The organism is Modestobacter sp. L9-4 (assembly GCF_019112525.1).
GTDB lineage: Bacteria > Actinomycetota > Actinomycetes > Mycobacteriales > Geodermatophilaceae > Modestobacter.
In genome coordinates this window covers 694,882-720,893 of record NZ_CP077800.1, presented here as the reverse complement: position 1 = coordinate 720,893, position 26,012 = coordinate 694,882, and the positions used below count along the sequence as shown (strand labels likewise).

The 26,012-nt window shown below is 76.0% G+C and carries 24 protein-coding genes; 11 read left to right on the top strand and 13 right to left on the bottom strand.

Going from position 1 to position 26,012, the window contains the following annotated elements:
• Window positions 1-75 precede the first annotated feature (75 nt).
• Entirely contained in the window at window positions 76-1,302 is a 1,227-nt protein-coding gene (locus KUM42_RS03385; protein ID WP_237494931.1) for a hypothetical protein, read from the bottom strand.
• Window positions 1,292-1,822: an RNA polymerase sigma factor gene (locus tag KUM42_RS03380; protein ID WP_237494929.1), complete on the bottom strand. Its 531-nt coding sequence runs from the start codon at window positions 1,820-1,822 to the stop codon at window positions 1,292-1,294. The genes KUM42_RS03385 and KUM42_RS03380 overlap by 11 nt, the downstream gene beginning before the upstream one ends.
• Before the next feature lie 167 nt (window positions 1,823-1,989).
• Between KUM42_RS03380 and KUM42_RS03375 the strand changes: the two genes are divergently transcribed.
• The 4 genes from KUM42_RS03375 (at window position 1,990) to KUM42_RS03360 (ending at window position 8,534) form a co-directional block, all read left to right on the top strand.
• Complete coding sequence (locus KUM42_RS03375; protein WP_237494928.1) at window positions 1,990-3,225, top strand: M20 family metallopeptidase; 1,236 nt, start codon at window positions 1,990-1,992, stop codon at window positions 3,223-3,225.
• 76 nt (window positions 3,226-3,301) lie between these two features.
• Complete coding sequence (locus KUM42_RS03370; RefSeq protein ID WP_237494926.1) at window positions 3,302-4,666, top strand: YibE/F family protein; 1,365 nt, start codon at window positions 3,302-3,304, stop codon at window positions 4,664-4,666.
• A complete protein-coding gene (locus KUM42_RS03365; protein ID WP_237494923.1) occupies window positions 4,663-5,286 on the top strand; it encodes a class I SAM-dependent methyltransferase in 624 nt (207 codons plus the stop codon). The genes KUM42_RS03370 and KUM42_RS03365 overlap by 4 nt, the downstream gene beginning before the upstream one ends.
• 17 nt (window positions 5,287-5,303) lie before the next feature.
• On the top strand, window positions 5,304-8,534 hold the full coding sequence (locus tag KUM42_RS03360) for a BTAD domain-containing putative transcriptional regulator (RefSeq protein ID WP_237494921.1): 3,231 nt from the start codon (window positions 5,304-5,306) through the stop codon (window positions 8,532-8,534).
• A 1-nt stretch (window position 8,535) separates the two neighbouring features.
• On the opposite strand, the gene KUM42_RS03355 is transcribed toward KUM42_RS03360, so the two are convergent.
• A complete protein-coding gene (locus tag KUM42_RS03355) occupies window positions 8,536-9,348 on the bottom strand; it encodes an ABC transporter permease (RefSeq protein WP_237494920.1) in 813 nt (270 codons plus the stop codon).
• Complete coding sequence (locus KUM42_RS03350; protein WP_237494917.1) at window positions 9,345-10,304, bottom strand: ATP-binding cassette domain-containing protein; 960 nt, start codon at window positions 10,302-10,304, stop codon at window positions 9,345-9,347. Before KUM42_RS03350 ends, KUM42_RS03355 begins: the two co-directional genes overlap by 4 nt.
• Before the next feature lie 217 nt (window positions 10,305-10,521).
• Between KUM42_RS03350 and KUM42_RS03345 the strand changes: the two genes are divergently transcribed.
• Entirely contained in the window at window positions 10,522-10,869 is a 348-nt protein-coding gene (locus KUM42_RS03345) for a TraR/DksA C4-type zinc finger protein (RefSeq protein ID WP_237494916.1), read from the top strand.
• Window positions 10,866-11,825 (top strand): prolyl aminopeptidase, encoded by a 960-nt coding sequence (gene pip, locus KUM42_RS03340; RefSeq protein ID WP_237494915.1) that lies wholly within the window; start codon window positions 10,866-10,868, stop codon window positions 11,823-11,825. Before KUM42_RS03345 ends, pip begins: the two co-directional genes overlap by 4 nt.
• Window positions 11,826-11,829: 4 nt before the next feature.
• Here pip and KUM42_RS03335 read toward each other — a convergent pair whose 3' ends face one another.
• Genes KUM42_RS03335 through KUM42_RS03310 form a run of 6 tightly spaced genes read right to left on the bottom strand, consistent with a single transcriptional unit; the run spans window position 11,830 to window position 16,980 of the window.
• Window positions 11,830-12,201 (bottom strand): hypothetical protein, encoded by a 372-nt coding sequence (locus KUM42_RS03335; RefSeq protein ID WP_237494913.1) that lies wholly within the window; start codon window positions 12,199-12,201, stop codon window positions 11,830-11,832.
• Window positions 12,202-12,211: 10 nt separating this feature from the next.
• On the bottom strand, window positions 12,212-13,120 hold the full coding sequence (locus KUM42_RS03330; RefSeq protein WP_237494912.1) for a glycosyltransferase family 2 protein: 909 nt from the start codon (window positions 13,118-13,120) through the stop codon (window positions 12,212-12,214).
• Window positions 13,117-13,968 (bottom strand): glycosyltransferase family 2 protein, encoded by an 852-nt coding sequence (locus KUM42_RS03325; RefSeq protein ID WP_237494909.1) that lies wholly within the window; start codon window positions 13,966-13,968, stop codon window positions 13,117-13,119. Before KUM42_RS03325 ends, KUM42_RS03330 begins: the two co-directional genes overlap by 4 nt.
• On the bottom strand, window positions 13,965-15,029 hold the full coding sequence (locus KUM42_RS03320) for a prenyltransferase (RefSeq protein WP_237494908.1): 1,065 nt from the start codon (window positions 15,027-15,029) through the stop codon (window positions 13,965-13,967). The genes KUM42_RS03325 and KUM42_RS03320 overlap by 4 nt, the downstream gene beginning before the upstream one ends.
• Complete coding sequence (locus KUM42_RS03315) at window positions 15,026-15,736, bottom strand: class I SAM-dependent methyltransferase (RefSeq protein ID WP_237494906.1); 711 nt, start codon at window positions 15,734-15,736, stop codon at window positions 15,026-15,028. Before KUM42_RS03315 ends, KUM42_RS03320 begins: the two co-directional genes overlap by 4 nt.
• Window positions 15,736-16,980 (bottom strand): glycosyltransferase family 4 protein, encoded by a 1,245-nt coding sequence (locus KUM42_RS03310; protein WP_237494904.1) that lies wholly within the window; start codon window positions 16,978-16,980, stop codon window positions 15,736-15,738. The genes KUM42_RS03315 and KUM42_RS03310 overlap by 1 nt, the downstream gene beginning before the upstream one ends.
• A 216-nt stretch (window positions 16,981-17,196) precedes the next feature.
• On the opposite strand from KUM42_RS03310, the gene KUM42_RS03305 reads away from it, so the two are divergent.
• Genes KUM42_RS03305 through KUM42_RS03295 form a run of 3 tightly spaced genes read left to right on the top strand, consistent with a single transcriptional unit; the run spans window position 17,197 to window position 19,950 of the window.
• Entirely contained in the window at window positions 17,197-17,835 is a 639-nt protein-coding gene (locus KUM42_RS03305; RefSeq protein WP_237494903.1) for a hypothetical protein, read from the top strand.
• Between the two features lie 46 nt (window positions 17,836-17,881).
• Complete coding sequence (locus KUM42_RS03300) at window positions 17,882-19,375, top strand: LamG-like jellyroll fold domain-containing protein (RefSeq protein WP_237494901.1); 1,494 nt, start codon at window positions 17,882-17,884, stop codon at window positions 19,373-19,375.
• Between the two features lie 59 nt (window positions 19,376-19,434).
• Entirely contained in the window at window positions 19,435-19,950 is a 516-nt protein-coding gene (locus KUM42_RS03295) for a TetR/AcrR family transcriptional regulator (protein WP_237494900.1), read from the top strand.
• Between the two features lie 126 nt (window positions 19,951-20,076).
• Here the strand turns inward: KUM42_RS03295 and KUM42_RS03290 are convergent, their stop codons facing one another.
• Window positions 20,077-21,009 (bottom strand): NADP-dependent oxidoreductase, encoded by a 933-nt coding sequence (locus tag KUM42_RS03290; protein ID WP_237494898.1) that lies wholly within the window; start codon window positions 21,007-21,009, stop codon window positions 20,077-20,079.
• Between the two features lie 242 nt (window positions 21,010-21,251).
• Here KUM42_RS03290 and KUM42_RS03285 point away from each other — a divergent pair, with 242 nt between their 5' ends.
• Window positions 21,252-21,725 carry a MarR family winged helix-turn-helix transcriptional regulator gene (locus tag KUM42_RS03285; RefSeq protein WP_237494897.1) on the top strand — a complete coding sequence of 158 codons (474 nt, stop codon included), beginning with the start codon at window positions 21,252-21,254 and terminating at the stop codon, window positions 21,723-21,725.
• Between the two features lie 181 nt (window positions 21,726-21,906).
• On the top strand, window positions 21,907-22,941 hold the full coding sequence (locus KUM42_RS03280) for a DUF4192 domain-containing protein (RefSeq protein ID WP_237494896.1): 1,035 nt from the start codon (window positions 21,907-21,909) through the stop codon (window positions 22,939-22,941).
• A 40-nt stretch (window positions 22,942-22,981) separates the two neighbouring features.
• Here the strand turns inward: KUM42_RS03280 and KUM42_RS03275 are convergent, their stop codons facing one another.
• Together KUM42_RS03275 and KUM42_RS03270 are read right to left on the bottom strand one after the other, a co-directional pair.
• The gene (locus tag KUM42_RS03275) at window positions 22,982-25,048 is read right to left on the bottom strand and encodes a S9 family peptidase (protein WP_237494894.1); all 2,067 of its coding nucleotides are present in this window, start codon (window positions 25,046-25,048) and stop codon (window positions 22,982-22,984) included.
• Window positions 25,049-25,189: 141 nt separating this feature from the next.
• Window positions 25,190-25,909 carry a metal-dependent transcriptional regulator gene (locus KUM42_RS03270; protein ID WP_237494893.1) on the bottom strand — a complete coding sequence of 240 codons (720 nt, stop codon included), beginning with the start codon at window positions 25,907-25,909 and terminating at the stop codon, window positions 25,190-25,192.
• Window positions 25,910-26,012 lie beyond the last annotated feature (103 nt).

Here is a 26,012-nt window from a genome sequence, read left to right as displayed (position 1 = left end):
GCAGGACGTCGCCGGTGGCACGACCGGCCGCGACGGGTACCCAGCCGCTGGAGGACCCGTCCCGGCTCGCCGTCGTCAGGGCGTGTAGGACGTCTGGTCGGCGATCGCGACCACCTGCTCAGCCGTCAGCTCGATCGGGGCGAGGAGCTGCAGGAGCGGCCCGTCGGCGACGAACTCGCCGACCAGGACCCAGTGCTCCGGCTGCCCGTCGCTCGCGGCCACCCGGGCCAGCCGGGCGTCGAGGCCGTGGACGGTCACCGGCTCGGCCGCGGCTGCGGGTGCGATGTCCTCGATCGCGCTGTCGATCGTCGCGCCGCCCTGCCGCCCGATGAGGCCCAGGCGGATCAGCTGCCGCGGATCGCGGTCGCTGGTCACGTCGAGGTAGGCGCCCAGACTCGGGCCGCCGGTCTGGTACCCAGTGACCGACCAGCCGGCGGGTGCCAGGCCGAACTGCAGGTCCACCGGCTGCGGGCGGAAGACGATCGACCTGGCCACGGCGATGAGCGCGGCGGGGTCGTCGCCGTACGCACCGCTGCCGAGCACCTCGATCCACTGCCCGTCCGGTCGCTGCCAGGTCAGGGCCGTGGTCAGGTCCCCCCGGCCGGGCCCCGGCTCGCGGTCGGCGGCCTGGACGTACGCCGCGTCCTGGCCGTCGACGGTCACGACCCCGGAGTCGACGATGTCGTGCCGGTCGGGCTGGTCCGGCCAGCCGCGGCCACCGCCACGCGGATCGTCCGGCAGGAGCTGGATGCCCACCCCGCCCCCGGTCTCACCGTCCATCTGCTCGTAGTCGGCGGACCAGGTGAGGGGTCCGAACCCCTGCTCCTCGACACCGCCACTGCGGCTCAGGATGACCGGCGTCAGCCCCGGCGGGACCGGGTCCAGCGACAGCGGGAACGTCACCGCCTCGGCTGCGACCAGGGAGATCCCGCCGGTCGGCAGTGCGATGGTCGGGGTCGCAGCGGTCGGTGCCGTCGAGGTCGGTGCCGCGGTACCGCCGTCCGGGGAGGCGGTGGGGTCCGCCGGGAGGACGACCGCCGCCCACACCGCGGCCACGGCGACCGCTGCGGCGCCGGCGCGGAGCAGCACGGCACGCCGGGGCCACCGGCGGGGGCGCGCCGAGGTCCGGGAGGCCCGGGCGTCCTCGACCAGCTGCCGGGCGGCGACCACCGACGCGGGCTCGGCAGCCGGCGCGGGCTGCCCGATCAGGGTGGCCAGGTCGAGGGGCAGGGGCGGCAGGTCGCCGTCACGGACGCCGGCGGCGCCGGCCAGCCGGGCGTCCAGTTCCCGGTCAGTGAGCACGGTCGGTCTCCTCGATCTCGGAGGCGGTGTGGAGTGCGGCCCGCAGCCGGGTGCGCGCGCGGTGGAGCCGGACCCGGGCCGTGCCCGCGGTCAGTCCCAGGGCGCTGGCTGCCTGCGCGGGCGTGAGCCCCTCCCAGGCGATGAGGGTCACCAGCTCCTGGTCCTCGGGGGAGAGCTGCTGCAGCGCCTCCCGGACCACCCGGCTGTCGGCGCGGCCCTCGTGGACGACGGACGGCTCGGGGACGCCGACGTCGGCGAGGGACTCGGCCAGCCGGGCGCCGAGCCGGCCGGCCCGCTCGGCGCTGCGGGCGGTGTTCGCCAGGCACAACCGGGCGATGCCGAACAGCCAGGGCCGCGCGTCGTCGGGGTCCACCGGCATCTCCGCCCGGCGCCGCCACGCGATCGCGAACGTCTCGGCGACGACGTCGGAGGCGTCCTCACGGGAGGCGGTCCGCCGCATCGCGTAGCCGAGCACCGCCGTCCCGCACGCGCGGTAGGCGTCCTCGACGAGGGTGGTCACGGACTCGGACGCCGGCCCCGCGTCGGGCGGCGGCTGCTCTCTCATGGTGACCACACACCTACATGTCCGCCGGGACCCGATCGTTACGGCCACCGCCGCCACAGCCTCGCCGACGACGGTCCCGGCCCGACATCCGCCTGCAACGTGCCCCCGGTGAGGATGGGGCGGTGAGCGCCCCTGGAACGACCGTGCCCGCCGAGCTCGCCACCTGGTTCGACCGGCTCAGCGCCGCGCTGGCCGAGGAGCTGCCGGCCGCGGTGGAGCTGCGGCACGCCCTGCACGCCGACCCGCGGATCTCCGGCGACGAGGCCGACACCGCCGCCGCCGTGGTCGCCGCGCTCGGCCTGGGGGAGGGGCAGGTGGTCGCGCAGACCGGCCGGCTGGTGCGGGTCACCGGCGGGCCGGGGCGCAGCGTCGCGCTGCGCGCCGAGCTCGACGGGCTCGGCGTGCAGGAGCGCACCGGTGCCCCCTGGAGCGCGACCGGCGACGTGATGCACGCCTGCGGGCACGACACCCACCTCGCCGGGCTGGTGGCGCTGGCCCGCGCGGTCACCCGGGTCGGCGGGCCCGCGCCGCTGGTCCTGCTGCTGCAGCCGCGGGAGGAGCGCGCCCCCTCCGGTGCCGCCGACGTCGTCGCCGAGGGCGTGCTGGCCGCGGAGGGGGTGGACTCCGTGGTCGCCGCGCACGTGCAGCCGCAGCTGCCGGCCGGCGTCGTCAACGCGACCCCCGGCCCGGTCAACGCCTCCAGCGACGAGTTCACGATCACCGTCACCGGCCACGGCGGTCACGGCGGCTACCCGCACACCACCGCCGACCCGGTGCTGGCCCTGTCCGCGATCGTGCTCAACCTGCAGCAGCTGGTCAGCCGCCGCGTCGACCCCACGGTCGGCGCGGTCCTCGCGGTCACCCAGCTCGACGCCGGGACGTCGTTCAACGTCGTCCCCGACACCGCCCGGGCCCGCGGTGGCCTGCGGGCGATGCGCGAGGAGGACCGGCTGGCGCTGGTGCGCGCGCTCACCGAGGTGGCCGAGCACACCGCCGCCGCGTACGGCTGCACCGTGCAGGTCGACAGCGAGAACAACATGCCGCCGCTGCTCAACGACCCGGAGCTGGCCCGCGGGGCCGCCGGCTGGCTCGCGCGCAGCGGGACGACGGTGGACGACGCGTGGCGCTCCTTCGGCTCCGACGACTTCTCGCACTTCTGCGCCGGCGCCCGCGGGCTGATGCTCTTCCTCGGCGTCGACGGCGGGGCGCCCAACGGCGACGGACGGCGTCCCGGGCTGCACTCGCCGCGGTTCCTGCCCGGCGACGAGGTGGTCGGGCAGGTGGCCACGGCGCTGCTGGCCGGCTACCTGGCCGGAGCCGAGCTGCTCGGCGAGGTCGCGCCCCCGCCGGCCGGCTGAGCCCCGGGTCCCGGCTCCGGCCGGACAGGCGGCCTAGCCTGACCGCGTGCCGGCCCACACCCACAGCCACGGACCCGTGACCGGACCCGACGGCGAGGTGCTGCCGCCCGACCCGGCGGCGGTCGAGCGGCGCCGCCGGGCGGTCCGGCTGATGCTCTACGTGCTGGTCCCGATCGGGCTGGCCACGCTGGTCGGGCTGGTGGCGTTGTGGCCGGCGAGCGGGCAGACCGCGGCCGAGCAGGCGGCGGAGTCGTTCATGCCGCCGGGCACCACCTACCCCGAGGCCACGATCGCCTCGCTGGAGACCTACGAGTGCGCCGAGGCCACCGGCAACGCCCCCGCGCAGACCTGCGCCCGCGCGGTGATGGTGGTCGCCGAGGGCGACAGCGCCGGTGACTACGTGCAGGTCGAGCTGCCGCCCGAGGTGGTGGCCGAGGGCGTGCGGCTGGGCGACGAGCTGGTGCTCAACCGCGACCCCGGCGTCGACACCGGCACCCCCGGCTACACCTTCCAGGACTTCCCGCGCGGCACCCCGATCGTCGTCCTCGCGCTGCTGTTCACCCTGATCGTCGGCGCGGTCGCCCGGCTGCGCGGGCTGCTGGCGCTGCTCGGGCTGGGCTTCGCCTTCGTCGTGCTGATGCAGTTCATGCTCCCCGCCCTGCTGGACGGGTCCTCGCCGATCTGGGTGAGCCTGGTCGGCTCCTCGGCGATCATGTTCGTCGTCCTGTACCTCGCGCACGGCTTCTCCGCCCGGACGACGACGGCGCTGCTGGGCACCCTGTTCGGGCTGGCCCTGTCGGCGGCGATCGGCGCGGTCGCGGTCGCCGCCGCCCACCTCACCGGCTTCTCCAGCGAGGAGGCCACCCAGCTGCTGCAGTTCGACCCGACGCTGGACTTCTCCGGGCTGGTGCTCGCCGCCACCGTCGTGGCCGGGCTGGGCATCCTCAACGACGTCACGATCACCCAGGCCTCGGCGGTGTGGCAGCTGCACGAGGCGGCGCCGGAGAGCAGCTGGCACCAGCTGTTCCGCCGCGGCATGTCCATCGGCCGCGACCACATCGCCTCGACGATCTACACGATCGTGTTCGCCTACGCCGGGGCCGCGCTGCCGCTGCTGCTGCTCTTCGAGCTCTACCAGCGCCCGTTCTGGACGACGCTGACCGGCTCGGAGGTGGGCGAGGAGGTCATCCGCACCCTCGTCGGGGGCATCGCGCTCGTGCTCGCCGTGCCGGTGACCACGCTCGTCGGCGCCCTGGTGGCCACGGCCGCCTCCACCGCTGCCCCGGACGTGGCACCTGCGCCGGTCGCCGCGCCCGAGACGGCACCGGCCCAGGCGCTGCGCCGCCCGGGTGCCCACCCCGCCGGACGCCGGCCGGCCGAGCCGCCCCGGCACCGCGACGAGCCCGGCCCCGGGGCGCCGCGTCCGCGGGACCCGCGGTGAGCACCGACCTGCTGGCCGCTGCGGCCGCGGCACCGGGGTTCATGCCGGCCGACGAGGGGCGGGCGCTCTACGAGGCGGCGCGGGCGGTGACCGTGCCCGGCCCGCTGCTGGAGATCGGCAGCTGGCTGGGGAAGTCCGCGCTGTACCTGGCCGCGGCGGCCCGGGAGACCGGGCGCCAGGTGGTCACCGTCGACCACCACCGCGGCTCCGAGGAGCACCAGCCCGGCTGGGAGTACCACCAGCCCGAGCTCGTCGACCCGGCCGTGGGCCGGATCGACACCCTGCCCGGGTTCCGGCGCACCATCGCCGACGCCGGCGCGGAGGACGTCGTCCTCGCCGTCGTCGCCCGGTCGGAGGTGCTGGCCCCGCTGTGGTCGACGCCGCTGGCGCTGCTGTTCCTCGACGGCAGCCACACCGAGTCCAGCGCCCGCCGCGACCAGGACGCCTGGGTCGCCAAGGTCGCGGTCGGCGGCACGCTGGCCGTCCACGACGTCTTCCCCGACCCCGCCGACGGCGGCCAGGCCCCGTTCGGCGTCTACACCCGGGTGCTCGCCTCGGGGCAGTTCACCGAGCTGCCGGGCACCGGCTCCCTGCGGTTGCTGCGCCGCACGTCCGCCTGATCAGCCGCCGGGAGATCATGGACGCCGTGCCCCTCTCCGTCTGCCTGCTCGGCCCGGTCGTCGTCCGCGACGGTGCCGGCCACCCGGTGGACGTCGGTGGACCGCGCGCCCGTGCGCTGCTCGCCCGGCTGGCGCTGGAGCCCGGCCGGGTGGTCGGGCTGGACACGCTGGTCGAGGCGGTGTGGGACGCCGACCCGCCGGCCGCTCCGGGCAACGCGCTACAGGCGCTGGTCTCCCGGCTGCGCCGCGCGGCACCGGAGCTGTCGCTGCGCGCGCAGGCGCACGGCTACCTGCTCGACCTGCCCGCCGACGCGGTCGACGCCGGCCGGTTCGAGACGCTCACCGCCCGGGCGCGCGCAGAGGCCGACGCGGCGCGGGTGGTCGCCCTGCTGAGCGAGGCGGAGCAGCTGTGGCGCGGGCCGGCGCTGGCCGACCTGCGCGACCTGGCCTTCTCCGCAGCACCCGTCGCCCGCCTGGAGGAGCTGCGGCTGACCGCCGCGGAGCAGCGGCTGGCCGCCGGCATCGCGCTGGGCCAGCCGGCTGGGGCGCTCGCCGAGCTGGAGGAGCTGGTCACCGACCACCCGCTGCGCGAGCCGCTGTGCGTTCTGCAGGTGCGGGCGCTGCGGCTGCTCGGCCGCCCGGCCGACGCGCTGGCCGCCTACGACCGCTGCCGCGCGCAGCTCGCCGACGAGCTCGGCCTGGACCCCTCACCGGCGCTGCAGGCCGAGCAGCTGGCGGTGCTGCGCGGGCAGCCGCCCGAGCCCGAGGCCCCCGCACCCCGCGGCGGGAGCCCGCTGCGCAGCACGCTGACCAGCTTCCTCGGCCGCGAGGCCGAGCTCACCGGGGTGCAGCGGCTGCTGGACGCCGGCCGGCTGGTCACGTTGCTGGGGCCCGGCGGGGCGGGCAAGACCCGGCTGGCGCTGGAGTCCGCGCACCGCCGTCGGGCCGCCGTCCCCGACGGGGTGTGGTGGGTGGAGCTGGCGCCGGTCGCCGACGCGCGGCTGTTGCCGGCGGCCGTGCTGGCCGCCGTCGGCCAGCGCGAGGGCACCTCGCTGGAGCGGGTGCCCACCCTGGTCGAGGCCGGTGACCGGCTGCAGGAGACCTTCGCCGAGCGCCGCGCGCTGCTCGTGCTGGACAACTGCGAGCACCTGGTGGCCGCCGTCGCCGAGCTCACCGACACCCTGCTGGCGCACTGCCCGGCGTTGTCGGTGCTCACCACCAGCCGCGAGCCGCTGGGCGTCCCCGGCGAGGCAGTGCTGCCCGTCGGCCCGCTGGACGTGCCCGAGGCCGGCGCCGACGGCGCCGCGGGCACCCCGGTGGTGCGGCTGTTCGCCGACCGGGCCGCCGCCGTCCGGCCCGGGTTCAGCGTGACCGCGGAGAACCTGCCCGCCGTCCTGGAGGTGTGCGCCCGGCTCGACGGGATGCCGCTGGCCCTGGAGCTCGCCGCGGCCCGGCTGCGCAGCCTGTCGGTGCAGCAGATCGCCGACCGGCTCGACGACCGGTTCTCCCTGCTCACCGGGGGCAGTCGGGTCGCGCTGCCCCGCCACCAGACGCTGCGCGCGGTCGTGGAGTGGAGCTGGGAGGCCCTCGACGAGCGTGAGCGCGCGGTGGCCCGCCGGCTGTCGGTGTTCAGCGGCGGCGCGGCCCTGGACGCCGCCGAGGAGGTCTGCGCCGACCCCGGCTGGCCGGCCGGTGCGGTGCTCGACGCGGTGACCGGGCTGGTGGAGAAGTCGATGCTGCTGGCCGCCGAGGGCTCCGACGGCAGCGTCCGCTACCGGATGCTGGAGACCATCCGCGCCTACGGCGGTGAGCAGCTCGACGCCGCCGGCGAGCGCGCCGCGGTGGAGGCCGCGCAGACCGCGTGGTGCCTGCGGCTGGTCGACGAGCTGGAACCCCGGCTGCGGCGGGCCGACCAGCTCGGCGCCCTGCACCGGCTGCGTGCCGAGCACGACGCGCTGGTGGCGGTCCTCCAGCGGCTCATCGCCGCCCGGGACGGCGACGCCGCCGTGCACCTGGCCGGTCGGCTGACCTGGTACTGGTTCCTCTCCGGCATGCAGGTCGCCGGCGCCCGCTGGCTGACCCAGGTCGTCGAGCTGCCCGGCGGCCCCTCGCCGCTGCGCACCGCCTGCCTGGCCTTCAGTGCGATGCTGCAGCTCGAGGGCGGTGACTGGGGCGTCGCCCTGCGGGCGCTGCAGGCGGTCGCCGACCTGCCCGAGGCCGACACCTGGGCCTCCGACGACGCGACCGCCGCCGTGGCCTGGGGGATGGCCGTGATGTTCACCGGTCGCGGCCGGACCGTCGACGCGCTGGCCAGGCTGGCGTCCCACCCCGACCCGTGGGTGGTGGCGATGGCGCACGGCGTGCGGGCCCAGGTCGCGGAGAACGACGGGGACCCCGAGACGCTCGAGTCCGACCTGGAGCTCGCCCGCGCGGAATTCACCCGGCTCGGCGACCGGTGGGGCCGGTCGATCACCGCGGCGGCCCTCGCGCAGCTGCGCGCCACCGAGGGCGACCTCGCCGGTGCCGCCGCCGCCTTCGAGGAGACCATCGCGCTGTCCGAGGAGCTCGGCACGCACGAGGACACGCCGATGATGCAGGTCCGGCTGGCGCTGGTCCGGGCCGCGGCCGGCGAGACCGAGCGCGCCGGCCGGGAGGTCGCCGCGGTGCGCGCCGCGGTCGACGGAGACGGCGGAATGGTGCTGTCCTTCGCCGAGAGCGGCACCGCCGAGCTGGCGCTGCTCGACGGCCGGCTCGACGACGCCGAGCGCTGGTACCGCTCCGCGCTGGCCCGGCTGGCCACGGTCACCGTCGGGCCGCCGCAGATCGCGTCCTCGGCGCAGAGCGGGCTGGCCACCACCCTCGCGCTGCGGGTCGAGGCCGGCGCCGACCCGGCGCTGCTGGCCGAGGCAGCGGAGCAGCTGGCCGGCGCCACCGACCTCGCGGTGCGGATGGCCGCGGACATGCCGGTCGCGGCCATCGCCGTCCAGGCGCGGGCGGCGCTGGCGCTGGCCGAGGGCGACCCCGGCCGGGCGGGGACCCTGCTGGGCCGGGCCTCGGCGGTCCGCGGGCGCCGGGACCACGCCGGGCTCGTCGGGCTGGTCGTCGAGCGCCGGGTGCGCGCCGTCCTGGGGGACGAGGAGCTGGAACGCCGGCACGCCGCCGGTGCGGCCACCCCGCGGGCCGACGTCTTCGCCGACCTGGGGGTCACCTACACCGGCGGCTGGCCGGGGGCGATGTTCACCGGGTAGCTCAGACCCGGCGGCGGTAGGCCCGCATCGCCAGCGGCACGAAGACCGCGAGCAGCAGCGCGCCCCAGCCCGCCGTCCAGGCCAGCGGCTCGGCGACCGGGCCGCCCAGCAGCAGCCCGCGGACGGTGTCGATCAGGTGCGTCACCGGGTTGTTGTTGGTGAAGGCCTGCAGCCAGCCGGGCAGGGTGTCGGCGGGGACGAGCGCGCTGCTGCCGAAGGTCAGCGGGAAGGTGGCGAGGAAGCCCACGCCCTGCACCGCACCGGCGGAGCGGACCTTCAGGCCGATCCAGACGAACACCCAGGACAGGCACATCGCGAAGCCGATGCCCACGAGCACCGCCAGCACGGCGGCGGGGACGCCCTGCGTCGTCCGGAAGCCCAGGACCAGGGTGAAGGCGAAGAGGACCACCGTGGCGGTCACGTACCGGACGACGTCGGCGAACACCGCGCCGATCAGCGGGGCGGACCGGGCGATCGGCAGGCTGCGGAACCGGTCGAAGACGCCCTTGCTGATGTCGTTGTTCAGCGCGACGCCGATGCCACCGGTGGCGAACATCAGGGTCTGCACCAGGATGCCGGGCACCAGGTAGGTCAGGTACTGGTGCCAGTCACCGGCGATCGCGCCACCGAAGACGAACGTGAACAGCACCGTGAAGATGATCGGCTGCAGGCTCACGTCCATCAGCGCCTCGGGCTGGCGGCGGATCTTCACGACGTTGCGCCAGGCGAGGGTGAGCGCCTGGGAGAGGGCGTTGCCGCTGGTCGCGCGGGTCGGCGCCGGTGCGGTCGGGCGGGTGGGGGTCAGGGTGGTCATGCCAGGCTCGCTTCGGGAGTGGGGGCGGTGGAGGACCCGGTGAGGGCGAAGAAGACGTCGTCCAGGCTGGGCAGCCGGACGGCGAGCTCGGAGACGGCGACGCCGCGCACCGTGAGCTGGTCGAGGACCGCGCTGAGCAGCGCGGGGTCGGGCACCGGCACGGACGACGTGCCGCGGGCGTCGGTGCTCGGGACGCTGCCGGTCACCTGCTCCAGCACCTGCAGGACGACCGGCTGGTGCGCCCGGTCGACCGGGCGCACGGTGAGGGTCTGCGCGCCGGTGCGGTGCTTGAGCTCGTCGCTGGTGCCGCGGGCGACCACGCGGCCGGAGTCGAAGACGACGATGTCGTCGGCGAGCTCGTCGGCCTCCTCCAGGTACTGGGTGGTCAGCAGCACCGTGGTGCCGTCGTCGACCAGGCCGCGGACGGTGTCCCAGACCTCGTTGCGGCTGCGCGGGTCCAGGCCGGTGGTGGGCTCGTCGAGGAACAGCACCTTCGGCCGGTTGACCAGGCTGGCGGCCAGGTCCAGGCGGCGGCGCATGCCCCCGGAGTAGGTCTTCGCGGGGCGGCCGCCGGCGTCGGTGAGGCTGAACCGGCCCAGCAGGTCGGTGGCCCGGGCGTGCGCCTCGGGGCGGCTGAAGCCCAGCAGCCGGCCGATCATCACCAGGTTCTGCCGGCCGGTGAGGTCCTCGTCGACGGAGGCGTACTGACCGGTCAGGCCGATCTGCTCGCGCACCTGCTGGGGCTGGCGGGCGACGTCGTACCCGGCGACCCGGGCGGTGCCGGCGTCGGCGCGCAGCAGCGTGGCCAGCACCCGCACGGCGGTGGTCTTGCCGGCGCCGTTGGGGCCCAGCACGCCGAGCACGGTGCCGGCGGGGGCGGTGAGGTCCACGCCGTCCAGGGCGCGGGTGAAGCCGTAGTGCAGGACGAGGCCCTCGGCCTCGATGGTGTTCTCCATGGGTCCTCCTCGGTGGTGTCTGAGGAAGAAGGTGCGCGCCGCCGCTGACGCGCAGCCGACGTCCCGCTGACGCCCGCTGACGTGCGCTGATGGAGTCCCAGCGCTGCGTTTCCGGCGCCCTGGGACTCCATGCGGACGACGACGGCGCTGATGGAGTCGCAGGGGTGCGTTCTCCGCGCCCTGGGACTCCATGAGCGCGGCGGGGGACGATGGGGGAGTGACCCCCACCGATGCGCTGGCCCGCACGCGGGCGGAGACGCTCGCCCAGATCGCCGCGCTCGGCCGGGAGTTCGAGGAGGTCGTCGCTGCGTCGAGGTCCTCCAACGCCGACGACGAGCACGACCCGGAGGGCGCCACGATCGCCTTCGAGCGCCAGCAGGTCGCCGCGCTCATCGCCCAGGCGCAGCAGCGGCTGGCCGACGTCGATGCCGCGCTGGCCCGCGCCGAGGCCGGCGACTACGGCACGTGCGACTCCTGCGGCCGACCGATCGCGCCCGAGCGCCTGGCTGCCCGACCGCAGGCCCGGACCTGCTTCACCTGCGCGTCCCGCCCCGCCCGCCGGTGAGCGGCGCGCCGTACCCGCCGGTCGAGCCGTACGAGAGCGGGCACCTGGACGTCGGCGACGGCCACTCGCTGTACTGGGAGGTCTGCGGCAACCCCGACGGCAGGCCCGCGGTCGTCCTGCACGGCGGGCCGGGCTCGGGCTGCACGCCGGGGCTGCGCCGCTGGTTCGACCCGGCGCGCTACCGCGTCGTGCTGTTCGACCAGCGGAACGCCGGCCGGAGCAGGCCGTGGGCGGGGGAGCCGTCGGTCGACCTCTCGGCCAACACGACGCCACACCTCATCGCCGACGTCGAGCGGCTGCGCACACACCTGGGCATCGACCGCTGGCTGGTCCTCGGCGGCTCGTGGGGCGTGACGCTCGGTCTGGCCTACGCCCAGGCGCACCCCGAGCAGGTCACCGAGCTGGTGCTGGCCGCGGTCACCAGTCCCGACCGGTGGCTGCTGCGCTGGATCACCCGCGACATGGGCCGGGTCTTCCCCCGTGAGTGGGAGCGGTTCCGGGGCGGCGTCCCCGCGGCCGACCGCGACGGCGACCTGGCCGCCGCCTACAGCCGGCTGCTGCACGACCCCGACCCGGCGGTGCGCGCGACGGCCGCGCAGGACTGGTGCGACTGGGAGGACACCCACGTCTCCCTCGCCCCGGACGCCGAGCCGTCGCTGTCGATCGCCGACCCCGCGTTCCAGCTGGCCTTCGCCCGGGTGGTGACGCACTACTGGGGCAACGGCTGCTTCCTCGACGACGGGCAGCTGCTGCGTGACGCGCACCGGCTGGCCGGCGTCCCCGGGTTGCTGGTGCACGGCCGGTTCGACGTCAGCGCACCGCTGGACACCGCCTGGCAGCTGCACCGCGCCTGGCCGGACAGCGAGCTGGTGGTGCTCGGCGACACCGGCCACTCCGGCGGTGACCTGCGCGCGACGGTCATCGACCACCTGGACCGGGTCGCCGACCGCGGCTGATGCCTCAGCGCGGCCAGTACAGGATCAGACCGCCGAGGACGGCGACGCCCAGCGACACCCCGCCGAGGACCGTCCACCAGCGCCGGGCGGGCAGCGCGGCGCAGCACTGGCCGATGACCCCCACCGGCGCCGCGACGGCCGACCACACCAGTCCGAGCCCGACCGTGAACCCGATGAGCGTGCCGAGGCCGTCGTCGACGAGGGCGGGGTCGACGGTGCCCCAGCCCGCCTCGGCGGCGACCGCCTCGACCGCGAGCACCACCCACATGGCCGGCCACGCCCCGGCGAGCCCGAGGACGACGCCCAGGACGCTGCACAGCAGCCAGGCCGGCCGGTCGGCCAGCCGACGTCCCTCGGGCGTCCGCTGGGTCAGCACGCCGGCGGGTTCAGCTCACGTAGCGGCGGGCGGTCGACTTCTTCTGGGCGTCCTCGAGCGCGGCGAACCGTGCCTCGGCGTGCGGGGGCAGCACCTGCCGCTCGCGCAGCACCCACGGCAGGCCGCGCACCGCGCGCACCAGCCCGACCGCGGTCACCTTGTCCCGCGGCACGGTGCGCAGCAGGTGCACGGTGCGGCGCAGCGCGGGCCGCAGCGGACGGCGCAGCCACGTCGTCCAGAGGGTGTTGCGGATGCCGTCGGCCCGGCGCTTGTGCGGGTCCCGGGCGGTGCTGGCCTGGTGGTGGATGGTCAGGTGCTCCAGGTAGCAGAGCTCCCAGCCGCGGGCGGCGAGGTCGCCGGCCATCAGCTCCTCCTCACCGCCCAGCCACAGTCGGGCGCTGAAGCCGCCGACCTCGTTGAACGCCTCGCGGCGCAGCACGCTCGCCCCGGCCAGGAAGCTGCCCAGGGCCGGGCCCGGCAGCCAGTCCGCACCCACGACGGGGGAGTCGCGCAGCTCGACCACGATCGGGTCCTCGACGCCGCCGGGCTCGACCAGGATGCGGGCGGTGATCACCGCCAGCCGGGGGTGGGCGTCGAGGGCGTCGGCGGCCGCACGCAGCGAGCCCGGGTCCCACCACGTGTCGTCGTCGCAGAACGCGACGTAGGGGGTGGACAGCCGGGCGACGCCGAGGTTGCGGCCGACCGCGCCCAGGTTGTCGGGGCTGGCGATGAGCTCCACCCACGGGTGGTCTCGGAGCACGGCCTCGGCGGTGCCGTCGGCCGAGCCGTTGTCGACCACCACGACGTGCGGCTGCTCGGGCAGCTCGCGCAGCCGGGTGAGCGCCAGCAGCAGCTCGTCGCGGCGGTTGTGCGTGATCACCACGACGGCGATCCGCGGGTCGGGCGTGTGGTCGGTCATCCCTGCAGCTCCCGGACTCCGGTCATGACGGTGGTGGGCAGCACCCGGCGCTCCCGCAGCGCGGCCGGGACCCGCGGGACGGCGCTGGCCAGCCCGCGGACGCCCACGCGCCCGGCCCGCACGGCGCGCAGCAGCTGCCCGGCCAGCGCGGGCAGCGGGTACCGCAACACCGCGGTGAGCACCCGGCTGCGCCAGATGCCGGTCTGCCGGACGTCGTTGGCGTCCCGGCGCGGTGAGGGGTGGTGGTGCACGGTGACCTCGTCGACGTAGGCCAGCCCCCAGCCCGAGGCGGCCAGGTCGAGGGCGACCCGCTCCTCCTCGCCGGGGAAGCGGACGACGCGGTCGAAGCCGCCGACGGCGGTGAACGCCTCGACCCGCACCAGCGCCGCGCACGCGACGAAGCCCAGCAGCGAGGGGCCGGGCAGGTCGGGCTCGGTGCCCAGCGGGCTCCCGGCCATCTCGGTGCACACCGGGTCGAGCCGGTCCTCCGGGCCGACCAGGATGCGGGCGGCGAGCAGGCCGAGCCGGGGGTGGGCCTGCATGACCGCGACCGCCCGGGCCAGGTCGCCGGGCGCCCACCACGAGTCGTCGTCGGTGAAGGCCACGAACGGGGTGCCGGCGTACTCGACGCCGATCGTGCGGGCCACCGCACCGAGGTTCTCCGGCAGCGGGACGACCCGGACCTCCGGGTGCACCCGGCCGACGACGGCGACGGTGTCGTCGGTGGAGGCGTTGTCAACCAGGACGACGGGCGCCTCGTGCCGGGGCAGGCTCAGGAGCAGGTCGTCGCGGCGGTTGCGGCTGGCGATCACGCACGTCACCTGGGCGGGCTCCGGCGGGGTGATCACCGGGTGATCTTCCCAGGCCGGTCCGGCACCTCTCGGACAGGGCGGTCCAGCGCACCCGGGTCGGCGAACAGGCCGGCGGCCGGGCCGGTGCCGGCGATCGCGTCGGCGGCCAGCACGACCGCGGCCGCCGTCCAGGTGGTGCGCTCGACCGGCCAGCGCACACCGTCGGTGAGCACCAGCCCGGTCCAGTACGAGCCGTCGTCGGCGCGCAGGTGCTGCATGGCGGTCAGCTGCCCGGCCGCGTCGTCCCGGCGGCCGGCGGCGGTCAGGGCGAGCGCGAGCTCGCAGGTCTCCGCGCCGGTCACCCACGGCCGGTCGGCGACACAGCGCACGCCGCGGCCGGGGACGACGAAGCTGGACCACCCCGCGGCCAGGCGGTCGTGCGCAGGCGGTCCGGTCAGTGCGCCGGCGAGCACCGGGTAGTACCAGTCCATCGACCACCGCGACCGGTCGGCGAAGGCCGCGGGCCGCTCGCGCAGTGCGGTGCCGAGCTCGGTGGCGGCCAGGTCCCAGTCCGGCTGCGGCTCACCGACCAGGCCGGCCAGCGCGATCCCGCAGCGCAGCGCCTGGAACAGGCTGGCGTTGCCGGTCAGCAGCGCCAGGTCGTCGGGGGTGCCGTCGGGGCGCAGCGCCCAGCTGACCGCACCGGTGGCCAGCTGCATCGCCGTCACCAGGTCCAGTGCGCGGCGCACCGTGGGCCACAGCCGGTCGACCGCGGCGTCGTCCCCGGTGCACAGCCAGGTGTGCCAGACACCGACGGCCAGGTAGCCGGCGTGGTTGCTCTCGGCGGCCGGGGCGGTGACGGCGCCGTCGCGGTACTCGGCGGCCCAGGAGCCGTCAGGACGCTGGTGGCGGGCCAGCCAGTCGTAGGCGGCGAGTGCCCGGGCGTGCTCACCGCCGACGTCCAGGGCCATCGCGGCCTCGACGGCGTCCCAGGCGTCCAGCTGCCCGCCGCGGTGCCAGGGGAGCGCGCCGTCGGCGGCCTGCTCGGCGGCGATCGCGGCGACCGTCGTCCGCAGCTGGTCGGCGCTGAGGACGCCGGGCACCTCCGGGAGGGTCACGCCGGCTTGTCGGCGTAGACGACGAAGGACTTGCCGAGCACCGGGTCGAGCAGGCGCTCGGCGGTGCGGGTCGGCCACGGCCGCTTCATCAGGTCCCAGACCAGGACCCGGTGGTAGGCCTTCGTCAGCACGGTGTCCCGGTCGACGCCGACGGCGCACTTCAGCCACCAGTAGGGGGCGTGCAGCGCGTGCGCGTGATGGGTGTCGGTCGGCCGCAGCCCCGCGGCGGACAGCTTCTCCGACAGCTGGTCGCCCCGGTAGATGCGGACGTGCCCGCCCTCGTTGGCGTGGTAGCTGTCCGACAGCGCCCAGCAGACGCGCTCCGGGCCGTAGCGGGGGACGGTGACCGCGACCCGGCCACCGGGCTTGAGCACCCGCGCGATCTCGGCGATCGCCGTCGCGTCGTCGACGATGTGCTCGAGCACCTCCGAGGCGATCACCCGGTCGACGCTGGCGTCGGGCACCGGCAGCGCGCGCAGGTCGGCGCGGGCGACCGCGGCCCGGGCGCCGGGCGGTGCCTCGCCGGCGGCGGCGATCGCGCCCAGCCACTGCGCAGTGGTGGCGACCTCGTGCTGGCCCCAGTCGACCGCCAGCACGTCGGCGCCGCGGCGAAGGGCCTCGAAGGCGTGCCGGCCCTCACCGCACCCCAGGTCGAGCACCCGCATGCCGGGCCGGACGCCGAGCAGGTCGTAGTCGACGGTGAGCATCAGGGCCGCCGGTCCAGCACGTCGGCGTACCACTCCGCGGTGCGCTCGGCGGTGCGCCGCCAGGTGTAGTGGCTGAGCACCCGCGCCCGCCCGGCGCGGCCGAGCTGCTCGCGGAACGTGGGGTGGTCGAGCACCAGTTGCAGCGCCTCGGCCAGCCGGCCGACGTCCCCGGCCGGGACCCGGACGCCGGCCTGCGTGCCGACGACCTCGGGCAGCGCGCCGCCGTCGGTGGTCACCAGCGGGGTGCCGCAGGCCATCGCCTCGACCGCCGGCAGCGAGAAGCCCTCGTACAGCGACGGGACGGCGACGACGGTGGCGCGCTGCAGCAGTGCCACCAGCTCCGCGGTCGGGACCGGGCCGGTGAAGGTCACCGCCTCGGCCAGGTCGAGCCGGTCGATGGCGCCCGCGGCCGGCCCACCCGGGCGGGCGGTGCCGACGACGGTGAGCCGCACGTCGCGCTCGGTGCGCAGCTTCGCGAGCGCCTCCAGCAGGTGCACCAGCCCCTTGAGCGGGACGTCGGCGCTGGTGGTGACCACGACGTGGTCGGCGTCCCGGCCCGCGGGGGTGGGCGGGGGCGTGAAGACCTCGGGGTCGATGCCCACGGGGATCACGCGGACCCCGGCGGCCGGCACGCCCAGGTGCGTCTCGACGTCCCGGCGGGAGCTCTCCGAGACGGTGGTGATGCCGTCCAGCCTCGGGGCGACGCGGGCCTGCATGGCGGTGAAGCCGTACCAGCGGCGCAGCTGCAGCCGCTTGCGCCGGGTGGTCGCGGCCGCCAGTTCCAGGTCGCGGTCCACCTGGATCGGGTGGTGCACCGTGGCGACCGTGGGCAGGCCCTGCCGGCGCAGCTGGAGCAGGCCGTAGCCCAGGGACTGGTTGTCGTGCACCAGGTCGAAGTCGGCCGCGCGGGAGCCCAGCAGCCGGGCCGCGCGCAGGGTGAAGGTGAGCGGCTCGGGGAACCCGGCGGTGCACATGGCGGCCCACTCGGCGACGTCGATCGCGCCGGAGAACTCGCCCGGGCGGGGCGTGCGGAAGGGGTCGGGCTCGCGGTAGAGGTCCATGCTCGGCACCCGGGTGAGCGGCACGCCCTCGACCAGCTCGGGGTAGGGCTGGCCGCTGAACACCTCGACCCGGTGGCCGAGCTCCTGCAGCTCGTGGGACAGCGCCCGCACGTAGACGCCCTGCCCGCCGCCGTGCGGCTTGGAGCGGTAGGACAGCAGCGCGACCCGCAACGACCGTCCCATGCCCGGACCCTATCCAGACCGTCCCGACGCCCTCGGCGGTCGGCCGCGAGCCCGGACGCCGGCGGCACGGACGTGGGGCGTCCGCTCCGGCGTGCTCACTCGTCGGAGGGGGATGCTCGCTCAGAGTGTTCCCTGTGAGACGGGGCGTCTCATAAGTTCCGGAGCGCACCAGAGTTCCGGCAGGGGTCGGGACTCCCCACCGAGCAAGGACTCACCGTGCACGCACGTCACGCGCACCGACCGACCGGACGAGCCAGGAGCCGCGCCTCGCTGGCGGCCGTGCTGCTGGGCCTGGTCCTGTCCGCGCTGCTGATCTGGCAGACCTCCTACTCCGCCTACTCGGCGACCACGAGCAACGCCACGGACAGCTGGTCCACCGGCAACCTGGCGCTCACCGACGACGACGGGGGCGACGGCGTCGCCAGCGGCACCGCGATGTTCTCGGCGACCAACCTGCGCCCGGGGTCCTCCGGCACGCACTGCATCACCGTCAGCTCCACCGGCAGCCTGCCCGCCCTCGTCCGGCTGTACGGGACGGACCCGGTCACCGTCAACGGGCTGTCCAGCTACGTCGACCTCGTCATCTCCCAGGGGACCGGTGGCAGCTTCGGCTCCTGCACGGGCTACTCCGCGTTCGCCGGTGCCGCCGGTGTCGTCTACGACGGCACGGTCGCGGGCCTGCCCACGGGCTACGGCGCCGGGCTGTCCAACTGGTCCACCAACGGCACCACCGGGACCCCCGAGACCCGCTCCTACCAGTTCACCTACACGATCAACGCGAACGCGCCCACCAGCACGATGAACGGCGCGGCGTCGATCGGCCTCACCTGGGAGGCCCAGCCGCGGACCGCGTGACCCCCGCGCCCGATCCGCCGCCCACCGCCACCACCAGGAGCCCCGCGTGACCGCACTCTCCCTCGGCGCCGTCCGCCTCTGGCCGGCGCCGGGCACCGAGGCCGTGCCCGCACCCCTCCGCTCGGGGTGGACGGCGCTCGTCGTCAGCACGGTGGCCCGCACCCTGCTCGTCGTCGTCGTCGCGCTGGCCGTCTGGTCGCAGCTCCCGGCGCTGCTGGGCTGGCAGAGCACGGTGGTGATGAGCGGCTCGATGAGCCCGCACCTGAACACCGGGGACGTCGCCGTCGTGCGCCCGATCGACCCCACCGACGTCCGGGCGGGTCAGGTCCTGCTGGTCGACGACCCCGACCACCCCGGGCGTCTGCGGCTGCACCGGCTGGTCGCGCTGGAGGACGGCCGGCTGCGCCTGCAGGGCGACGCCAACGCCGCCCCGGACTCCTCGCTGGTAGACCTGCAGGCACTGCGCGGGATCGGGGTGCTGCGCGTCCCGGCCATCGGCCTCCCCGTCGCCTGGGCGGGCAGCGGTGAGTGGCTGCTGCTGGTGTCCACGGCCGCCGCAGTCACCGTCCTGGTGGCCGCCGCGGGCTGGTCGCGCGAGCCGGTGGTGCCCTCCGGCGTCCGGGCGGCGACCTCGCCGGGTCCGGCCGGCCTGCGGGCCTGGCGTGCGCGTCTCGTGCGACGCAGCGGCCGGCACCGGCGCCCCCGGGCGGTGTCCGCCCCCCGCGTGGTGGTCGGTCTCGTCGCCGTCGTGCTCACCGCCGGCTTCCTGCTGACGTCCGCACTCGCCGGCTACGCCGCCGCGACCGTCAACTCCCCGGACACCTGGGGCATGAGCGAGGCGGCCCGCTGGGGCTGCGTCGACCAGTCGGCGGTCCGCGCCGTGCAGTTCCTCGCGCTGACCGAGCAGGTGGGTCCGACGGCGTACAACACCGGGACGAGCGCCCTCGCCGGTGACGGCACCTACCGGGGCGGCGTCCTGCTCGACCAGACCGGCCCGGTCTGCAACGCCGGCCCCGTCCGCGCGGTCACCCTCGACGGGTCCAGCGGCTGGGTGGGCACCGGGGTCCCGGAGGCCACGGCCGACGACTTCACGACCCAGGTGTGGTTCCGGACCACGGTGCGCGGCGGGAAGCTGTTCCAGCTGAACAGCCAGCAGACCGCCAGTGCCCAGTACGACCGGCAGGTCTACCTCACCAAGGACGGCCAGCTGGTGTTCGGGGTCTACCGGGGCGGCTACGACACCGTGATCAGCCCGAGCGGCAAGAACTACGCCGACGGCCTCTGGCACCTGGCGACCGCCAGCCTGAGCAGCGCCGGCATGCACCTCTACGTGGACGGCGCGGAGGTCGCCGCGAACCCCGCCTACACGAGCGGTGAGCCGAAGAGCGGCGCCTACTGGTGGTTCGGCACGGGTGAGGCCGGCGGGTGGCCCGGCGCGACGGCGAACGGGTCCTTCACCGGTTCGCTGGCGTCCGCCGCCGTCTGGGACCACGCGCTCACGGCAGCCCAGGTCGCGGCGCAGTACCGGCCGCAGTCGTGACGGCCACGCACCGCCCCCTCGCTGCCCCGCCGGCCACGGCCCGGGCCGTGGACCCGCGGGTGGTCCGGACCCGCGCCCACGTGCTGGCGCACGCCGGACGTCTGCTGGCCGAGGGCGGGGCCGAGGCGCTCACCTTCAGCCGGCTGTCGGCCGAGGCGCGGGTGTCGAGGCAGACGCTCTACCGCTACTGGGCCTCGCCGGCGGCGCTCGCCGTCGACCTGGTCCGGGACCGGGTGGCCCCCACCCAGGACGTCACCGGCGGACCCGAGCAGGCGGTGGTCGCCTTCCTGACCGAGCTGCGCGGACGCCTCGCCGAGCCGGGTGTGTCCGCCGCCTACTCGATGCTCCTGTCGGCCACCGAGCGGCACCCCGAGGCCGTCGGGGTGCTCGACGGCGTGCTCGACGAGACGCACGCGATCGTCAGCCGGCTGGTGGCCGACGCGATCGGGGACCTCGACCGGGCGGACTTCGACCTGCTCGTCGGCCCGGTGCTGTACTCCCACTTCGTGGCCCGGCGCCCGATCAGCGACCTCGCCGTCGCCCGCGCGGTGGGGCACCTGTTCGCAGGTCGGTGACCCACCCGGCACCGCCGGGTCCCCGTGCCGTCCAGCTCGAACCGCTGGTCGAGAGGGCGGGCCCCGGCGACCAGACCGAGGTCGGAGCCCGCCGGTGAGGACCGCACCGGCGGGCTCTGCGGCGCCTCAGGCGACGGTGATGACCGTCTTGCCCGGCAGGCGGCCGTTGCCGGCGTCCTCGTGCACCGCCGGCAGCTCCTCCAGCGGACGCCGGTCGACGACGTGCAGGGCGAGCCGGCCGTCGTCGACCCGGGCGACGAGGTCGGCCAGGTGGGCGGCGTTCGGGCCGACCCACACCCCGGCCGTGCGCACCCCGCGTGCCTCGTCGGCCGGCACCGGCCCGGCGGAGCTGACGGCGATCCCGCCGTCGGCCACGTAGGAGGTCAGCCGGGCCATGTCCTCCGGTGCCAGGCGCACGTGGTTGACCACCACGTCGAACGGGCCGGACACCGCCGCGGGGCCGGCGTCGAGGTCCAGTGGGCCGACGACCCGTGCGCCGTAGCCGCGCAGGCGCTCGGCGTGCGCCGGTGCGTCGACCGCGGTCACCTCCGCGCCGGCGTCGACGGCGAGCTGGACCACGATGCTGCCCACCGCCCCGCCGGCGCCGTTGACCAGGACGGTCTGACCGGCCCGCACCTCGGCCAGCTCCACGGCGGCCTGCATGGCCGCCAGCCCGGCCAGCGGCAGCGACGCGGCGTCGGCCAGGTCGACCGTCCGCGGGGCCGGGGTCACCAGGTCGGCGGCGAGGACCGCGTACTCGGCCGCCCCGCCGTGGGTGTCCAGCGGGGACATGGCGACGACCTGGTCACCCACCTCGACGCCGGAGACGCCGGCCCCGAGCTCGACGACGGTGCCGGCGACGTCCAGCCCGGGGGTGACCGGCAGCGCGGTCGGGATCATCTCGGCCAGCAGGCCCAGCCGGATGTGGTCGTCGACGGGGTTGAACGAGGTGGCCGCCACGCGGACCAGCACCTGGCCGGGGGCGGGCACCGGACGCTCCACCTCCTCCTGGCGCAGGACCTCGGTCGTGCCGAACTGGTGGTAGCGGATCGCCTTCACGGCTGTCTCCTCGTCGTGGCTGGTGCTGTGGGGTGTCCGGCGGGGGAGGGCGGTCCTGTTGGGCGCGAGGGGGCGGCGACGACCCTCCGCGCGAGGGGGCAGACCCTCTCCGCACTTGCCTGAGCAAGTGAGACGGGACGGTGCCACGGTTGCTCTGGCAAGTCAACCGCGGTGACGGCGGCTCCGTGGCCGTGCGCGCATCAGCGGTCGCCGAGCTTGCTCAGGCAAGTACGCTGGGCGCCATGACCAGCTCGACGCGGTGGCTCGACGACGACCAGCAGGCCCTCTGGCAGGACCTGCTGACCGTGGTCATCGGGCTGCCCGCCCTGCTGGACCGGCAGATGCAGGCGGACGCCAGCATCTCCAACTTCGAGTACAGCGTGCTGGCCCGGCTCTCGATGACCGAGGCGTCCACGATGCGGCTCAGCGACCTGGCCGCGCAGTGCACCAGCACCCTGCCGCGGTTGTCGAAGGTGATGGTCAGGTTCGAGGAGCAGGGCTGGGTCACGCGGTGCCCCGATCCGGACAACGGCCGCTACACCCTGGCGACGCTGACCGACGCCGGCCGGCAGAAGGTCGTCGACAGCGCCCCCGGCCACGTCGAGCAGGTGCGGGCGCTCGTGTTCGACCCGCTCACCGCCGCGCAGCAGCGTCAGCTCGGCGTCGTCCTGAGCCGGCTCGCCGGCCCGGTGCGGGAGCAGCTCGGCGGGCGATGACCCCGGCCGCCGCCCGTCCACGGCGGTGCGCAGGTCGTCCTGCCCGGCGAGCTGCTGCAGCAGTCCGACCACCAGCACACCGCCCGGGACCGCCGCCCGCCGCCGTCCACATCCGGGGGCCGGCTCCACCGTCGCCCCGGGGCCGTTGGCCGGGGCCGGCCGCCGGGCCACGGTCGAGGGCATGACCGACCTGAACCCCCGCCCCACCGTCCGCCTCCCCGACCGGGGCGCGCTGGCCGCCGCCGTGCCCCAGCTGCTGGGGTTCCGGCCCGCGGAGTCACTGGTGGTGGTCAGCCTGCACGCCCACGCCGGTCGCGAGGTCCTCGGCCTCACCGCCCGGGCCGACCTGCCGCCGCCGGAGCACGCCGCGTCCCTGGCCGGCAGCCTGGCCGCGTCGGTGCTCAGCAGCGGACCCACCGCCGTCCTGCTGCTCGTGGTCTCCGAGGACGACGACGGTCGGGAGCTGCCGCACCGTGCCCTGCTGCACGAGGTGGTGCTCGCCTTCCACCACCGCCGGGTGCCGGTGCGGGACGTCCTGCTGGTCCGCGGCGGCCGCTGGTGGGACTACGACTGCCCCCAGGCCTGCTGCGCACCCGGTGCGGGCACCCCGCTGCCGGGCGGCACCAGCGAGCTGGCGGCGACGTCGGTGTTCTCCGGTCACGTCGTCGAGGACGACCGCGCCGCGCTCGCCCGGCGCCTGGCCCCCACCCGCTCGCCGGGCATGGCCGCCGCGTGCGAGGAGGTGGGCGACGAGCTGGCCCGCCGGACGGCGCTCGAGGGCTGGGACGCCGTCGTCGAGGAGGCCTGGGACGCCCTGCTCGCCGCGGTGGAGGACGCCGGGACCGCCCGCACCGCGCCCCTGTCGGACCGGCAGGTGGCCCGGCTGGCCTGGGGCCTGCGCGACACCGACGTGCGGGACCGGGCGCTGACCTTGGCGCTGGGCGACCGCGAACCGGCCGCGCAGGCGCTGTGGACCGAGCTCACCCGCCGGGCGCCGACCCCGCTGGACGCCGCACCGGCGACCCTGCTGGCGGTCAGCGCGTGGCTGCGCGGCGACGGCGCGCTGGCCAACCTCGCGCTGGACCGGGCGCTGGGCAGCGAGCCCAGCCACACCCTCGCCGGGCTGATGCGCACCGCGCTCGACGCGTGCCTGCCGCCGGACGTGGTGCGGGAGGTGATCCGGGAGGCCGCCGGCCCGCTCGATGCGGGCCGCTGACGCACCGGCCGGGTCGCGGCCCGGCCGGTGCGTCCGCCGCTCAGAGCAGCTCGGGCCGCTGCCACTCCTCGCCCAGCACGTGCTGGCCGAGGAAGGCCAGCACCGTCTCGTACCAGACCGCGGCGTTGCCCGGCGTGAGCACCCAGTGGTTCTCGTCCGGGAAGTACAGGAACTTCGAGGGCACCCCGCGCTTCTGCAGGTCGTACCAGAGCCGCAGGCCCTCGCCGATCGGGACGCGGTAGTCCTTGTCGCCGTGGATCACCAGCATCGGCGTCCGGATGGCGTCGGCGTAGCGGTGCGGGGAGTTCTGGTCGTAGCGCCGCGGCTCGGTCAGCGGGTCGCCGAACTCGCGCTCCCAGTAGTACGCGGAGTCGGTGGTGCCGCCGAAGCTGTCCAGGTGCCAGAGGCTGGCGTGGGTGACGATCGCGGCGAACCGGTCGGTCTGGGTGGCGATCCAGTTGGCCATGTAGCCACCGAACGAGCCGCCCATGGCCGCGGTGCGGGTCTCGTCGATCTCCGGCAGCGCCTCCGCGGCGTCGACCGCGGCCATCAGGTCGGTATAGGGGTGCTCGCCCCACTCGCCCCAGCCGCGGCGCACGAAGTCCTGCCCGAAACCCTGCGACAGCGCCGGGTTGGGCAGCAGCACCGCGTAGCCCCGGGCGGCCAGCACCCACGGCGTCCAGCGCCACGACCAGGAGTTCCAGCTCATCAGCGGGCCGCCGTGCACCCACAGCACCAGCGGGGCGGGGGCCGTCTCGCTGGCGCCCTCGGGCAGCACCAGCCAGGACTGCACCCGGGTGCCGTCGGCGGCGGTGGCGTCCAGCTCGCGCAGCGTGCCGGGGAAGGCGGTGATCGTGCCGGGGTTGGGCAGCGCGACGGGGTCCTGACCGGTCGCCCGCGGGTCCAGCCGCACCGGCGCCGCCGGGTGGTCGTAGCCCGACCGCAGCGCGTACAGCGCGCTGCCGTCCCGGGCCACCTGCAGGTCGCTGTAGGCGCCGGAGTCGGTCAGCCGCACCGGCGCCCCACCGGCCAGCTCGACCCGGTACAGCGCGTGCCGGCCGTCGTCGTCGGCCAGGAAGAACACCGCGGTGCCCTCCGCGGAGAACTGCGGCGAGCCCGGCCATCGGTCGAAGCCGACGGTCAGGTCGCGGGCCTGCGACGACTCGACGTCCACCAGCAGCAGCGTGTAGTCCGGCGGCTCGGCGAAGGTGGAGACCGACTCGCGCACGCAGACGACCTGCGTGGAGTCGGGGGAGAACGCGGGGGAGAAGACGTCGGCCTGCGGGTCGTCGACCAGCATCCGCGTCGTGCCCGTGGCCACCTGGGTGAGCACCAGCCGGGAACGCCGTCCGGCGGGGCCGTCGGGCACGTCCTCGCTGCGCACCACGAACCGGCCGTCGGGGGAGATGGCCAGGTCGTCGCCGGCGCCGGTCGGGGGACCGGCGTCCGGGGTCAGGTCGCGCCACTCCGGGGCCGGTGCGGACTCCTCCGGGACCCGCCCGGTCCAGAACACGTGCGGCAACGCCGGACCCAGGTCGTGGTCCCAGAAGCGCACCGGGTAGCTCTCGTGCAGCAGCGCGGTGACGCCGGCGTCGGTGCGGGCCTTGCGGCGCTGCTCGTCGGCCTCGGCGTCGGCGGCACCGGGCACCACGGAGGACACGACCACCACGTCACCGCTGTCGGCGGCCACGGCCACGCCGGAGACGCCGCTGGACCGGCTGAGCACCAGTCGCGCCTCGCCGCCCCCGGGGGACAGCGCCCACAGTGCCGGCTTCGGGTCGCCGGCGTCCTTGCCGGCGGCGGGGTCGGGGCGGGCAGACGTGAACAGCAGCTCGCCGGTCGGGGCGAACACCGGGCCCGACTCCCCGGCCGCGCCGCGGGTCAGCCGCCGGGCCGGACGCTGCCCGGCCGGGTCGACCTCCCACAGCGCCGACTGCCACTTCTTGCCCTCGGCGTCCAGCGTGGCCACCGAGGTGACCAGCCGGCTGCCGTCGGGGGAGAGGGCCAGGCCACCGAGCCGGGGGAGCGCGACGAAGTCGGCCAGCCGGTGGAACGGGGTCGGCGGGGTGTCCTCGGTCTGCTCACGAGGCGCGGGGGAGTCGCTCACCGGGACCTTCTCTCTCTGGTGGTCGGCGAGGGTGCGCTCCGCAGCCTAGTGGCCGGTCGTGAGCCGTGCGAACCATCTCCGACGACGAGAGCCGCGACCCCCGGGTCGGGGGGCGCGGCTCTCGGCAGGGCGGGTGCGCCGCTAGGAGACGGCGGCGACCGCCTCGGCGGCCTCGGCCGGGGTGAGCTCCTCGTCGACGGCGCTGACGAACACGTGCTGGGCCACGCCGGGCTGCAGGGCGACGCCGTCGACCAGCACCGCACCGTTGGCCAGCGAGGGGGTCACCGTCGAGCCCGGGCGCACGTTCTGCGCGGCCATCGAGCGCAGCAGGTCGGCGTCCTCCTGCAGCTGCTCGCTGATCCGGCGCACGACGACCTTGGTGCCCTCCGGCGTCGCGGTGGTCGAGAGCAGGGTCAGCGCGTCGAGCACCGCCGAGGTGTCACCGCCCAGGGCGTCGAGGCCCGGGATCGGGTTGCCGAAGGGCGACACGGTGGGGTTCTTGAGCAGGCTGAGCAGCTTGCGCTCCACGGCCTCGCTCATCACGTGCTCCCAGCGGCAGGCCTCCTCGTGCACGTCGGCGTAGTCCAGGCCGATCACGTCGACGAGCAGGCACTCGGCCAGCCGGTGCTTGCGCATGACCGCGGTGGCCAGCGCACGGCCCTCGTCGGACAGCTGCAGGTGCCGGTCGCCCTGCACGGTCAGCAGCCCGTCGCGCTCCATCCGGGCAACGGTCTGGCTCACGGTGGGGCCGCTCTGGTGCAGGCGCTCGGCGATCCGCGCCCGCAGCGGGACGATGCCCTCTTCCTCGAGCTCGAAGATGGTCCGGAGGTACATCTCCGTGGTGTCGATGAGGTCGTTCACGTCCACTCCTCCGTCAGGTCCCCCGAGTCTACGAGTCGGGGGCCACCCGGCGGGACCGTCGCCACGACCGGGCACCCCGCGGGGTGGTGCCCGCACCGGTAGC